The organism is Comamonas sp. JUb58, from assembly GCF_004364775.1.
GTDB lineage: Bacteria > Pseudomonadota > Gammaproteobacteria > Burkholderiales > Burkholderiaceae_C > Comamonas.
This window is the reverse complement of sequence record NZ_SOAL01000018.1, coordinates 21,671-34,041: the sequence shown is the minus strand read 5'-3', so window position 1 is coordinate 34,041 and position 12,371 is coordinate 21,671. Positions and strand designations below refer to the sequence as shown.

Below are 12,371 nucleotides of genomic sequence, written 5' to 3'. Positions count from 1 at the left end.
AAAGCTTAGTCGCTATCGCCCAGAAACTGCTCGGTCACCTGCTGGGCAAAGGGATCGGGGCCGCTGAGGGTCAGGCTCAGCTGCAGTGCGGGCTGCTGCGCCGCCTGGGTGGCCAGCAGCTGGCGTTGCCGTGCATCCCAGTGCAAGGCCAGCGCGTCACCGGCATCGTTTTGCAGCTGCAGATCCAGATCCCAGGCATGGCCATCTTCCAGCGCGCCGGGGGCGCCAAAGGCATCGCTGCACCAGGCCAGCAGCTGGGTGACTTCGGCCGCCAGCGCGGGCCAGTGGGCGGCCTTGGCATAGGCCATCGCATCCAGGCTGCTGATGCCTTCGCCGTCATCGCTGGTGTCAAAGTCCAAATAGTCGAGCATGTGCGGGGTTTTCATCGATATTGCGCGATTTTATGCTATGTTTTTAGGAGTTAAGCAAGCAAGCCGGATACCCCTATGAGCCTGGATTGGAATGCGCTGGAATTTTCATACTCGCAGGCGGCCCCGCTGCTGGCCGGCTGGCAATGGAAGGCCGCCCCCGGCCTGGTGCAGCTGGTCGATAGCCTGAGCCTGGGCAAGACCACCGCCTTGCAATTGCTGGCCGGGCAGCTGCAGGCCAGCAGAGGCAGCCTGCGGATTGACGGCCAGACCGCACAGGCGCTGCACAGCGCCGCTGCGGTGTTCTGGCACGAGCCGCGCCTGCCCGCCACGATGCCGCCCGACACCACACTCGTCGCAGACTGGATCGCCCAGATGCGCCGCGACTGCCCGGGCTGGGACGAGGCGCTTTTTGCGCAATGGCAAGCGGGCTTTGATCTGGCCCCGCATGGCGCCAAGCCTTTGCTGGCGCTGTCCACCGGCAGTCTGCGCAAGCTGGTCATCGCGCTGGGCCTGGCCAGTGGCGCCCGGCTGGTGCTGCTCGATGAGCCTACCTCGGGGCTGGACAAACCAGCGCTGGGCTTTCTGCGCGAGGCCTTGCAAACGGCGGCCCCTCAGCTGGCCGCGCAGGGCCGCTACCTGGTGCTGGCGCATTACGAGCCCCTGCTGCCTGCCGGCGGCGCCGTGCAGGTGGTGGCCTTGCCGGCGCCATAGCAGGCGAGGGCGCTGCATTGTGTAAATTTTCGTGCGCGCCCGGGGGCCAGCCCTGTGGCGCGTGTTGGACCGCTGGATAATCGGGCAGACCGATTTTTTGAAAGACTGTTGTGGACACCTTGCTGTTGATCAAAGCCGCCATCATGGGCGTGGTGGAGGGGCTGACGGAGTTCTTGCCGATCTCCTCGACAGGGCATTTGATTTTGGCCGGCAGCCTGCTGGGCTTTGACGATGCCAAGGCCAAGGTGTTCGACATCGCGATCCAGACCGGTGCCATCTTTGCGGTGATCCTGGTGTACTGGCAAAAGATCCGCAGCACCGTGGTGGCGCTACCATCGAGCCGCCAAGCACAGCGCTTTGCGCTCAATGTCTTCATCGGTTTTTTGCCCGCCGTGGTGCTGGGCCTGTTGTTTGGCAAGTACATCAAGGCACATTTGTTCACGCCCATCGTCGTGGCCACCACCTTTATCCTGGGCGGCTTTGTGATCCTCTGGGCGGAAAAGCGCCAGTCCGCCCATGTGCGGGTGCAGACCGTCGATGAGATGACGCCGCTCGATGCGCTCAAGGTCGGCCTGGTGCAGTGCCTGGCAATGATTCCGGGCACCAGCCGCAGCGGCTCCACCATCATCGGCGGCATGCTGATGGGCCTGTCGCGCCAAGCGGCCACCGATTTTTCCTTCTTCCTCGCGATCCCCACCCTGATTGGCGCGGGTGTCTACAGCCTCTACAAAGAGCGGGCGCTGCTGTCGATGGCCGACATCCCTATGTTTGCCACGGGTCTGATTTTTTCCTTTATCAGTGCCTGGCTCTGCGTGCGCTGGCTGCTGCGCTACATCGCCTCCAACAGCTTTGTGCCGTTTGCCTGGTACCGCATTGTGTTCGGCATCATCGTGCTGGTGACGGCCTTCAGCGGCATGGTCAATTGGGTGGATTCCTGATCGCGCACTGGCTTGCACCTCTTCACACTGAAGCCCGGCTCGACAGCCGGGCTTTTTTGTGCCCGTTTGCGCGCTCATGCAGCGCCGTCTCTGTCGCCAACATGTCTGCGCAGCCCAACGCCTCGGGTTTGTCTGGGCTGCGGGTCTTTCGGCGTTCTCTACAATTATCCATATTATGAACTTTAGTCCATATGGTGGATAAATGCCCGTAGAAAGCCCCGACCAGACCCCCTTGATGCCCTACCAGTATCCGAACCCGCCCGATGCCTTGCCGGAGATCGTGGTGGAGAGCGCCATCCCCACCGATGACCGGCTGTGGGTGCCGCAGGCGGAGAATGTCTGGTTTCGTCCTTTGTGCCTCAATGCCAGCCAGGGCTACTGGATGAACCTGCTCAAGGTGCGCAAGTCCGGCGTGCTCAGCCGCCACCGCCACCCGCAGGCGGTGCATGGCTTTGTACTCAAGGGCCGCTGGAAATACCTGGAGCACGACTGGTGGGCCAAGGAAGGCAGCTATGTGTTCGAGCCACCAGGCGAGACCCACACCTTGTACGTGCCCGAAGACTGCGAGGAAATGATCACCTACTTCCAGGTCAACGGTGTCATGTACTACACCGACCCCTGGGGCAAGGGCATGGGCTTTGAGGATGTGTTCACCAAGATAGAGATGTGCCGCAAGCACTTCGAGGCCGTGGGCCTGGGTGCCGATTACACCAACCAGTTCATCCGCTGACATGGCCGATTGCAGCTACCAATTTGGCGGCCGGGTGGCCGTGGTGACCGGCGGCGCCAGCGGCATTGGTGCCAGCCTGGTGCAGGCCTTGCAGCAAGCGGGCGCGCGGGTCGCCGTCTGGGATCTGCAGCCGCCTGCCGCAGCAGTGGCCGGCGATGCGCTGTTCTGTCCGGTCGATGTGACCGAGCCGGCCAGCATCCAGGCCGCGCTGGCGCAGACCTTGGCCCGCCTGGGCCGGGTCGACATGCTGATCAACAGTGCTGGCATCACCGGGCCGACGATGGCACTCGATGCCTTTGACGATGCCGTCTGGCAGCGGGTGATCGACATCAACCTGGTGGGCGTCTACAAGGTCTGCAAGGCCGTGGTGCCGGTGCTGCGCGCCCAGGGCTATGGCCGGGTGGTGAACATTGCATCGCTGGCGGGCAAGGAGGGCACGCCCAATGCTTCGGCTTACAGCGCGGCCAAGGCCGGGGTGCTGGCGCTGACCAAGTCGCTGGGCAAGGAGCTGGCCGGCAGCGGCGTGCTGGTCAATGCGGTGGCACCGGCGGCGGTGCGCACACCGATTCTGGAGCAGATGGCCCCCGCGCATGTGGCCACGATGATTGCCAAGAGCCCGATGGGGCGCCTGGGCGAGCCCGAGGAGATTGCCGCCCAGGTGCTGTGGCTGGCGTCCGACGCCTGCTCGTTCAGCACTGGCGCGGTGTTTGATGTATCCGGTGGACGTGCGACCTATTGAAACTGCACGAAAAAGTAAAAAGCAGGAGACGGTATGACTATGAATAAAACGCGCCGCGGCGCCATGGGTTTTGTCGCCGCCGGTGCCAGCGCTGTGCTGATGGGCATGAGCGGCTGGGCGGTGGCGGCGGACTTTCCGGCGCGCCAGATCGAGCTGATCGTGCCCTTCCAGCCCGGTGGCGGCACCGACGGCGTGGCCCGTGCCTTTGGCGAGGCGGCGCGCAAGCATATTCCGCAAAGCGTGGTGGTGATCAACAAGCCCGGTGCCAGCGGCGCCATTGGCTGGACGGACATGATCAATGCCAAGCCTGATGGCTACAAGCTCGCCGTGGTGACGGTGGAGTTGGTGACCCTCAAGCCCATGGGGCTGGCCAAGTTCTCGTACGACGATGTGCAGCCCATCATCCAGTTCAACGCCGACCCGGCCGCGATCACCGTGCGCGCCGATGCGCCTTGGAACACGATTGAAGAGTTCCTCGCCGCCTCTAAAAAGGACCCCGGCAAGATGGGCGTGGGCAATGCCGGCAATGGCTCGATCTGGCACTTTGCGGCCACGGCGCTGGGCGACAAGACCGGCATCCAGTTCAACCATATTCCGTTCCAGGGTGCGGGCCCGGCTGTGCTGGCGCTGATGGGCGGCCACGTGGATGCGGTGGCCGTGAGCCCGGCCGAAGTGGCCCAGCAGCTGCAGGCGGGCAAGCTCAAGATGCTGACGGTGATGGCAGACCAGCGCGTGAAGAACTTCGACAAGGTGCCTACCTTGAAGGAAAAGGGCATCGACCTGAGCATTGGCACCTGGCGCGGTATTGCCGGCCCCAAGAAGCTGCCCACCGATGTGCTGAACTACCTCAAGGCCGCCGCCAAGAAGACCGTCGATGAGCCCGCCTTCCAGGAAGTGCTGGCCAAGCAGAACCTGGGCTTTGTCTATGCCGATGACCAGGGTTTCCGCAACCAAATGATGAAGGATGCGACCTATTTCGCCGACCTGATCAAACTGCTGGACATGAAGAACTGAGCCCCAAGCGAGTGATGCGAGTGATGACTACGACCTACCAGAAAGACCTGTTGACAGGCAAGACCGCCTTAGTGGCCGGTGCCACCCAAGGCATTGGCGCCGTGATTGCGAACCATCTGGCCGCGCTGGGCGCCAGGGTGATTGCGCTGGGCCTGGGTGACGGCGATGGCACGCTGGACGCCGGGGTGGAAGTGCGCCAGGCCGATGTCACGCGCCAGGAAGATCTGGATGGGGCGCTGGCCGATCTGGACGAATTCGACATCGTCTTCAACTGCGCGGGCATCATCAAGCGCGGCCTGGAGCACGATGTGGAGGTTTTCCAGCGCGTGTTGGAGGTGAACCTGACCGGCACCATGCGGGTCTGCACCGCCACACGTGACAAGCTGCGTGCCCGGCGCGGCTGCATTGTCAACACCGCATCGATGCTGACCTTCTTTGGCGGTGGCCTGGTGCCCGGCTATGCGGCCAGCAAGGGCGGCATTGGCCAGCTCACCAAGTCGCTCGCCATCGCCTATGCGGCGGACGGCATCCGGGTGAACGCCATTGCCCCGGGCTGGATTGCGACGCCGCTGACCCAGGCGCTGCAGGACGACCCGGCCCGCTCCGGCCCCATCCTGGCGCGCACGCCGTTGGGGCGCTGGGGTACGCCGCAGGATGTGGCGCAGGCGGCCGTGTTCCTCTGCACGCCGGCGGCCAGCTTTATGACGGGTGTGGTGCTGCCAGTGGATGGCGGCTATATGGTGACTTGACGCTGGCGCCCGCCAGGGCGTTGGCAGCACGCTGCCTTTGCAAAGACAAATGCCCTCGGCCAGGTGGCCGAGGGCATTTTTTTGGAGAAGATGAACCGGTCTTCAGTCCTTGGGGCGGAAGCCGATCGCCAGGCTGGATGGCACGCGGCCATCGGTATCGCGCGGCAGGGTTTCGGTCTTGTGCATCGCGCGGACGACGGCATCGTCCCAGGCCTTGTTGCCGCTGGACTTGGTGACGCGCACACCCACGATAGTGCCATCGGGTGCGGCGCGCACTTCCAGCTCGGCACGCGGGTTGCCCTGCACATCATCGGGGAAGGTGATGTTGGGGCGCACCTTGGCAGCGACCTTGCCGCCATAGCCAGCCGATGGGCCACCCTGGCCAGAGGCCGTTCCCGAGGTGGATCCGCCCTGGCTGCTGCCGGCTGCACCTGCGGCGCCGGCCATGCCAGCCATGCGGGCGATATTGGCCTGGCGCTGGGCTTCAGCAGCCTTGGCGTCCGCTGCGGCGGCGGCCTTGGCTTTGGCGTCTGCAGCAGCCTTGGCCTTGGCATCGGCGGCCGCTTTGGCCTTGGCATCCGCTGCGGCCTTCGCCTTGGCGTCGGCTTCTGCCTTGGCCTTCTCGGCCTTTTCGCGCTCGGCCTTGTCCTTCTCGGCTTTTTCCCGGGCGTCCTTTTCCTTCTGCAGGCGGTCCTTCTTGTCCTGCTCGGCCTGCTTCTTGCGCTCGGCTTCCTTGCGGTCCTTCTCCGCCTTCTCGGCCTTTTCGCGGGCGTCTTTTTCCTTTTGCAGGCGTTCCTGGCGCTCTTCTTCCAGGCGGTCCTTCTTGTCCTGCTCGGCTTGCTTCTTGCGCTCGGCTTCCTTGCGCTCGGCCAGCTCACGCTCCTTTTGCTCGCGCTGCTTGGCTTCCTGCTCCTTTTTCTTGCGCAGGGCAATCTCGGACTCGCGGTCGTCCTCATCCGGCACGGCGGCTACGGGCTTGGGCGTGGTCACGGCCGGGGCGGGCGCAGGAGGGGGAGGCGGCGGCACGGGCGCTGGTGGCGGTGGTGCCACGGGCGGAGGCGCTGGGGGCGGCGTCAGCGGTGCAGGCGCGGCCTGCTCATTGGTGGGCGCCCACAGCTCTGCCTCAACGGAGGGCTGGTCGCTGTCGCGCGGGTTGCGTACGGTCCACAGCAAGGCGACGACCACCAGCAAGTGGGCAGCGGCCGCCACGGTCCAGGACTTGGTCCGCGACGGAGGTTTTGGAGGGGCAAACTGATCGCGCTCTTGACGAGGAGACATGGACACTCTTCTTACTGGCTGCCGCCTGCCACTTGCAAGGCGACACGTTTGACGCCGGCCTTCTGCAGGGTCGACATGGTGTCGATCACCTTCTGGTAGGTCAGGTCCTTGTCCGCCACGATGAGCATGGCGCTGTCTTCAGGCGGGTTGTCCGCTTGCCAGGCCTTGGCCCGGTCTGCCAGATCGCCGGCTGCCACGGTTTGCGTGACATTGCCGGTCTTCAGCTGGATCGAGCCGTCCTTGTCCAGCAGCACATGGGCGATGTTCTTGGTGGGCGGGCGCTCGCTCTTGCCTGCCTTGGGCAGGTTGATGGCGCCCGGCGTCAGCATGGGGGCGGTCACCATGAAGATGATCAGCAGCACCAGCATCACGTCGATGAAGGGCACCATGTTGATTTCGTTGACGGTGCGGCGGTTGCGTTTTCCGCGAGAGGCTACGGCCGGCATGGCTGTTTCCTTTGTATTTAGTGCGCAGCGTGCAGCGGCTGGGCGCCCAGGTTGCGCTGCAAGATGTTGGAGAACTCTTCGATGAAGGTTTCTTGCTGGCTGGCGATGCGGTCAATGCCACTGGAGAAGCGGTTGTAGGCGGTCACGGCGGGAATGGCCGCGAACAGACCCATGGCGGTGGCCACCAGCGCTTCGGCAATGCCGGGCGCCACGGTGGCCAGGGTGATCTGCTCCATGCTGGCAAAGCCGGTGAAGGCGTGCATCACGCCCCAGACCGTGCCGAACAGACCGACGTAGGGCGAGACCGAGCCGATGGTGCCCAGCAGCGACAGGCCCGATTCGATCTCGTCCATCTCGCGCTGGAAGCTGGCACGCATCGCGCGGCGGGTGCCGTCCAGCAAGGTGTCGGGGTTGGTAATGTGGCGCTCGCGCAGTTTCTGGTACTCGCGCATGCCGCTGGCAAAGATGCGTTCCATCGGGCCGCAGGCTTTGACGTTGTGCATCGCGTTCTGGTAAAGCTCGTTGAGGCTGGAGCCGGACCAGAAGTCGCTCTCGAAGGTCTCATTCTTGTTCTTGATGGCTTTGAGCATGCCGACCTTGCGCAGGATCGTGGCCCAGCAGGCGACCGAGGCGGCCACCAGGATCAGCATCACGAGTTGCACCACCCAGCTGGCGTGCAAGACCAGGCTGGCAATGGACATTTCTTGGGAATTCATGAGGAGATGGTTTGGATCAGGGTTTGAGGAATTCTTGCCGGGCGCATGCTGACAGCGTCGACCCAGCCGATACGAATTGTGCCCTCACACAGCAGTTGAGGTGTATCTGTTGGTTGCTTCTGTTTTAAGAGCACCCGCTGTGTGATCTGCATGGAGGCACGCCCCGCATCTTGGAGTTCTGCGGTGACGATGAGTTCATCGTCCAGGCGTGCAGGTTGTAAATATTTGATAGTCGCTTCACTGACCACGAACATGCCACCGACCTGCTCGCGCAGGCGCTGCTGCTCCAGCCCGAGCGAGCGCAGCCATTCGGTGCGGCCCCGCTCCATGAACTTGAGGTAGTTCGCGTAGAAGACGATGCCGCCGGCATCGGTGTCTTCCCAGTAAATGCGGATCGGGAACTCAAAGGCCATGGATATAGCCTTTCACATTGGCTCTATGGCGCTGAAACAGCACAGCGCAGCGCAACGCTCGCTGGGAAGACGCTGGCAGAGGAGGGCGGCGCGCAGCGGTCATCATCAGGCCAGCAGCTTGCGCAGCCGGGCAATGGCCTCTTGCAGCTGCGCCATCGAGTTGGCGGTGGAAAAGCGCACAAAGCGGCCGGTGTCATGGCTGCCAAAGTCGCGCCCCGGCGTGATGGCCAGGTGGGCCCGTTCCATCACCGCATAGGCAAAGTCCCAGGAGCCTTCCACACCGAGCTTCCTGGCGGCCTGGCTGCAGTCGGCCCAGGCGTAGAAGGCGCCATCGGGTGCGACCGGCACGGTCAGGCCCAGTGCTTCAAGCGCCGGGATGAAGTAATCGCGCCGGGCCTTGAACTCGGCGCGACGGCGCTCGTACTCGGCAATGCTCTCGGGCGCAAAACAGGCCAGTGCCGCATGCTGGGCAATGGTGCTGGCGCAGATGAACAGGTTCTGCGCCACGCGCTCGACCACGGGCACCAGGGCTTCGGGCACCACGGCCCAGCCCAGGCGCCAGCCGGTCATGTTGAAGTACTTGCTGAAGCTGTTGATCGAGATGATGTTGTCATCGATCGCCAGCGCGGTCTGGCCAAAGGCCTCGTCATAGGACAGGCCCAGGTAGATCTCGTCGATGATGGTCACGCCATCGCGGGCCTTGACCACCTCGTGGATGCGGCGCAGCTCTTGCGGCGCAATCGAGCTGCCCGTGGGATTGGAGGGCGAGGCCAGCAGCACGCCACGGGTCTTGTCGCTCCAGGCGGCCTGCACCTTGTCGGCGCTGAGCTGAAAGCGCTCTTCCGCCGTGGTGGGCAGCAGCACCGCCCGGCCTTCTGCGGCACTGACAAAGTGGCGGTTGCAGGGGTAGCTGGGGTCGGGCATCAGAATCTCGTCACCCGAGTCGATCAGCGACAGGCAAACCAGCTGCAAAGCCGCCGATGCCCCTGCGGTGATGACGATGCGGCGCGCCGGCACATCGACGCCAAAGCGCTGCTTATACCAGTCGGACAGTGCCTGGCGCAAAGGCTCGACGCCCAGCGCCGGTGTGTACTGCGTGCGGCCTTCGCGGATGGCGCGGTCCGCAGCCTGCTGCACCAGTGGGGGCGCGGTGAAGTCCGGCTCACCGATGTTGAGGAAGATCATCGGCTCCGCGCTGCCCGCCACCTGGGCCGCCAGTGCCTGGGCGGCCTTGGCGACCTCCATCACATAAAACGGCTCAATGCGGTCGGCTCGGGTGGCGATTTTCATGGTCTTCGGCTCGGATCAGAGGGCTCCCACAGCGTTGGCGGCATGTGGTCCAGCACGGACTGTGCTATCAAAAGTATAACTGGCGGCGGCTAAGCCCTTAGAAAAAACCGATGCCAGCACGCAGGCATGGGCATCGGTTGTCAGGGCGATCAGGCCGCGTTGTTGCGGTCAGCTGCCACTTCGACGGCGCGCAGGCTCGGGGCCAGCGCGTTGAGCACGGCGTTCACATACTTGTAGCCGTCGGTACCGCCAAATTCCTTGGCCAGCTCGATGCTTTCGTTGATGACCACGCGCCATGGCACATCCAGGCAGTGCTGGAACTCGTAGACGCCAATCCACATGCAGGCAAGCTCGATGGGCGAGATCTCGTCCATCTTGCGGTCCAGGTGGGGGACGATCTGCGCATTGAGTTGCTCGGCCGATTCGATGCAGCCGTGCAGCAGCGCATCGTAGTGGGCCGCATCGGCCTTGTGAAAGCCGGCCAGGTCACGCGTGAACAGGTCGATCTCGGTGGCGCTGTTGCCGCTCAGGATGTACTGGTAGAGCGCCTGCAGCGCGAACTCACGCGAGCGGCTGCGGGTGGACTTGGAGGCAGCCTTGCGCGCGCCGGTGGAGGTAAGGCCCTTGCGGGCCTGGCGCGGAGGGCGCTGGCTGGAGGAGGACTCGCTCTGGTCGTTTTCGTTCATAGTGTTTTCAGCAGATTGGCCATCTCGACGGCGACGATGGCGGCATCGCGCCCCTTGTCGACCTGGCGGGCAATGGCCTGGGCTTCGTTTTCAGTGGTGAGGATGGCGTTGGCAACGGGGATCTGGAAATCCAGGCCGATGCGGGTAACGCCAGCGCCCGATTCGTTGGCTACCAGTTCAAAGTGGTAGGTTTCGCCGCGGATGATGCAGCCCAGCGCAATCAGCGCGTCGAATTCCTCGGATTCCGCCATGGCTTGCAGGGCAATCGGCACTTCAAGCGCGCCGGGGACCTGCACATGGCGAATATTGTCGGCCTGCACGCCCATGGCGGCCAGCTCTTGCAGGCAGGCCTGGGCCAGGCCGTCGGTGATGCTTTCGTTGAACCGGGCCTGCACAATGCCGATGGCGAGCGCGCTGCCGTCCAGGTTGGCTGCGCTGCCTTTTTCTGCTCCAAACATGCTGCTTATTCCTTGCTGATATATCCGGTGATCTCTAAGCCGTAGCCAGCCATGCTGGGCAGGCGGCGGGGGGCGCCCATCAGGCGCATCTTCTGCACGCCGCAGTCACGCAGGATCTGGGCACCAATGCCGTAGGTACGCAGGTCCATGCGGCCGCGCTCAGGGGCTTGGGCAGCGCGCGCCTTGCCGTCGAACTGGCGGATCAGCTGCGAAGCGCTTTCATTGCAGTTGAGCAGCACGGCCACGCCGCAGCTTTGCTGCTGCAAGTAGGCCAGGCTGGCATCCAGGGTCCAGCTGTGCATGGTGCGGTCGGTCTCGAGCAGGTCCATCACCGACAGGGGCTCGTGCACGCGCACGGGCACATCGCTGTCGACCTGCACGCTGCCCTTGACCAGGGCCAGGTGCACGGCGTGGCTGGCGTGGTCCTGGTAGAGGTGGGCCGTGAACTCGCCATGCGCCGTTTGCAGCGGGCGGCTGCTGATGCGCTCGACCAGCGATTCATGGCGGCTGCGGTATTCGATCAGGTCGGCGATGGTGCCGATCTTGATGCCGTGCTCGGCGCAGAACAGCTGCAGATCGGGCAGGCGGGCCATGGTGCCGTCGTCCTTCATCACTTCGCAGATGACGGAAGAGGGCGAGCAGCCGGCCAGGCGCGCCAGGTCGCAACCGGCTTCGGTATGGCCGGCACGCATCAGCACGCCGCCATCCACCGCCTGCAGCGGGAAGATATGGCCGGGTTGCACCAGGTCGCTGGCCTGGGCATTGGCGGCCACGGCAGCCTGCACGGTGCGGGCGCGGTCGGCGGCAGAGATGCCCGTGGTCACGCCTTCGGCCGCCTCGATGGAGACGGTGAACGCGGTGGACAGCGGGGCGCCGTTGTTGGCGGTCATCTGGCGCAGTTGCAGGCGCTCGCAGCGCTCGCGGGTCAAGGTCAGGCAGATGAGGCCCCGGCCCCACTTGGCCATGAAATTGATGGCTTCCGGTGTGACATGGTCGGAGGCCAGCACCAGGTCGCCTTCGTTTTCGCGGTCGGCTTCATCGACCAGAACGACCATGCGGCCAGCGCGCATCTCGGCAACAATGTCCTCCACCGGAGAGATCGGCGCAGGGATCAGGGGGCTGCTCATGGAATGCCTTTAAAGAACTTGTGTCGTGTCTGCCCGCAGATCTGCGGCGCGTCAGACAGTAAAAACCCCAATTTTAGACCAGCTGCTCCCCGGCTGGGCGGCTTTGGCGCTTCTGGGGACTAGCGTGCCGGGTCAATTGCGGCTGTGGGCGGTGGGCCGGGGGCCTCAGTACTCGCCGCGCAAGAGCACCACATTGCCATCCGGATAGGCCACGCAGGGCAGGATGCAGCCGGCTTCCTTGTCCTCGGCGCTGAGGCCGGGCCATTCGATTTCATAGTGCACGCTGCCCGATTTCAGGCGGCCCACACAGGTGCGGCAGGTGCCATTGCGGCAGGAGCTGGGCCAGTCCACGCCGCCTTCTTCCAGCGACTGCAGCAGCGGTGTGTCCGCCCAGGCATCGACCTGGATGTCTTCGTTGTCGATCTGGGCGTTGTAGAGCTCGGGGGTGATGGGCATGGGGTGTCGATTCGAAGGGCTTATATCAAAACCATAGCTGCCCAGCCAAGTGTGGTAAGCACTGCTGCCAGGTAGCAAGGATGAGGCCAGTTTTGCTGAAATTGCGGGCAATGTAACACGTGGCTAATAAAAACATGGGCTTAGCGGGTTAAATAGCCCGCGATGCGCAGTTATCCACATGGTTGTTCAGCCATTTTCGGGATAACCCTAGGCCATACCGGCCCATGTCCCGCTGGCGTCTGTCGCCCA

16 protein-coding genes are annotated in these 12,371 nt (G+C 64.0%); 6 read left to right on the top strand and 10 right to left on the bottom strand.

What is annotated here, in order from left to right; genetic code table 11:
- Nucleotides 1–5: 5 nt before the first annotated feature.
- Nucleotides 6–386 carry a hypothetical protein gene (locus EDF71_RS18595; protein ID WP_166656584.1) on the bottom strand — a complete coding sequence of 127 codons (381 nt, stop codon included), beginning with the start codon at nucleotides 384–386 and terminating at the stop codon, nucleotides 6–8.
- A gap of 60 nt (nucleotides 387–446) precedes the next feature.
- Between EDF71_RS18595 and EDF71_RS18590 the strand changes: the two genes are divergently transcribed.
- The 6 genes from EDF71_RS18590 to EDF71_RS18565 all read left to right on the top strand — a co-directional run bounded on the left by EDF71_RS18590 (nucleotide 447) and on the right by EDF71_RS18565 (nucleotide 5,252).
- Nucleotides 447–1,082 carry an ATP-binding cassette domain-containing protein gene (locus tag EDF71_RS18590; RefSeq protein WP_133858046.1) on the top strand — a complete coding sequence of 212 codons (636 nt, stop codon included), beginning with the start codon at nucleotides 447–449 and terminating at the stop codon, nucleotides 1,080–1,082.
- A 110-nt stretch (nucleotides 1,083–1,192) separates the two neighbouring features.
- The gene (locus EDF71_RS18585; RefSeq protein WP_133858045.1) at nucleotides 1,193–2,020 is read left to right on the top strand and encodes an undecaprenyl-diphosphate phosphatase; all 828 of its coding nucleotides are present in this window, start codon (nucleotides 1,193–1,195) and stop codon (nucleotides 2,018–2,020) included.
- A 202-nt stretch (nucleotides 2,021–2,222) separates the two neighbouring features.
- Nucleotides 2,223–2,750: a 2,4'-dihydroxyacetophenone dioxygenase family protein gene (locus tag EDF71_RS18580; RefSeq protein ID WP_133858044.1), complete on the top strand. Its 528-nt coding sequence runs from the start codon at nucleotides 2,223–2,225 to the stop codon at nucleotides 2,748–2,750.
- Nucleotide 2,751: 1 nt separating this feature from the next.
- Nucleotides 2,752–3,489 (top strand): SDR family NAD(P)-dependent oxidoreductase, encoded by a 738-nt coding sequence (locus tag EDF71_RS18575; RefSeq protein WP_133858043.1) that lies wholly within the window; start codon nucleotides 2,752–2,754, stop codon nucleotides 3,487–3,489.
- Nucleotides 3,490–3,522: 33 nt separating this feature from the next.
- Nucleotides 3,523–4,503 (top strand): tripartite tricarboxylate transporter substrate binding protein, encoded by a 981-nt coding sequence (locus EDF71_RS18570; protein ID WP_208301087.1) that lies wholly within the window; start codon nucleotides 3,523–3,525, stop codon nucleotides 4,501–4,503.
- A 23-nt stretch (nucleotides 4,504–4,526) separates the two neighbouring features.
- Nucleotides 4,527–5,252 (top strand): SDR family oxidoreductase, encoded by a 726-nt coding sequence (locus tag EDF71_RS18565; RefSeq protein ID WP_133858042.1) that lies wholly within the window; start codon nucleotides 4,527–4,529, stop codon nucleotides 5,250–5,252.
- 102 nt (nucleotides 5,253–5,354) lie between these two features.
- On the opposite strand, the gene tolA is transcribed toward EDF71_RS18565, so the two are convergent.
- From tolA to EDF71_RS18520, 9 genes are all read right to left on the bottom strand, one after another.
- The gene (gene tolA / locus EDF71_RS18560; RefSeq protein WP_133858041.1) at nucleotides 5,355–6,530 is read right to left on the bottom strand and encodes a cell envelope integrity protein TolA; all 1,176 of its coding nucleotides are present in this window, start codon (nucleotides 6,528–6,530) and stop codon (nucleotides 5,355–5,357) included.
- Nucleotides 6,531–6,541: 11 nt separating this feature from the next.
- Nucleotides 6,542–6,976, bottom strand: a complete 435-nt coding sequence (locus EDF71_RS18555) for an ExbD/TolR family protein (protein WP_133858040.1) — start codon at nucleotides 6,974–6,976, stop codon at nucleotides 6,542–6,544.
- 17 nt (nucleotides 6,977–6,993) lie between these two features.
- Nucleotides 6,994–7,692: a protein TolQ gene (gene tolQ / locus EDF71_RS18550; protein ID WP_133858039.1), complete on the bottom strand. Its 699-nt coding sequence runs from the start codon at nucleotides 7,690–7,692 to the stop codon at nucleotides 6,994–6,996.
- Nucleotides 7,689–8,105 carry a tol-pal system-associated acyl-CoA thioesterase gene (gene ybgC, locus EDF71_RS18545; RefSeq protein WP_133858038.1) on the bottom strand — a complete coding sequence of 139 codons (417 nt, stop codon included), beginning with the start codon at nucleotides 8,103–8,105 and terminating at the stop codon, nucleotides 7,689–7,691. The genes tolQ and ybgC overlap by 4 nt, the downstream gene beginning before the upstream one ends.
- 105 nt (nucleotides 8,106–8,210) lie before the next feature.
- Nucleotides 8,211–9,395: a pyridoxal phosphate-dependent aminotransferase gene (locus tag EDF71_RS18540; protein WP_133858037.1), complete on the bottom strand. Its 1,185-nt coding sequence runs from the start codon at nucleotides 9,393–9,395 to the stop codon at nucleotides 8,211–8,213.
- Nucleotides 9,396–9,544: 149 nt separating this feature from the next.
- Nucleotides 9,545–10,081, bottom strand: a complete 537-nt coding sequence (nusB, locus tag EDF71_RS18535; protein WP_133858036.1) for a transcription antitermination factor NusB — start codon at nucleotides 10,079–10,081, stop codon at nucleotides 9,545–9,547.
- Nucleotides 10,078–10,539: a 6,7-dimethyl-8-ribityllumazine synthase gene (ribH, locus tag EDF71_RS18530; RefSeq protein WP_133858035.1), complete on the bottom strand. Its 462-nt coding sequence runs from the start codon at nucleotides 10,537–10,539 to the stop codon at nucleotides 10,078–10,080. The genes nusB and ribH overlap by 4 nt, the downstream gene beginning before the upstream one ends.
- Before the next feature lie 5 nt (nucleotides 10,540–10,544).
- Complete coding sequence (ribBA, locus tag EDF71_RS18525; RefSeq protein WP_133858034.1) at nucleotides 10,545–11,666, bottom strand: bifunctional 3,4-dihydroxy-2-butanone-4-phosphate synthase/GTP cyclohydrolase II; 1,122 nt, start codon at nucleotides 11,664–11,666, stop codon at nucleotides 10,545–10,547.
- 165 nt (nucleotides 11,667–11,831) lie between these two features.
- The gene (locus EDF71_RS18520; RefSeq protein WP_133858033.1) at nucleotides 11,832–12,122 is read right to left on the bottom strand and encodes a 2Fe-2S iron-sulfur cluster binding domain-containing protein; all 291 of its coding nucleotides are present in this window, start codon (nucleotides 12,120–12,122) and stop codon (nucleotides 11,832–11,834) included.
- Nucleotides 12,123–12,371 lie beyond the last annotated feature (249 nt).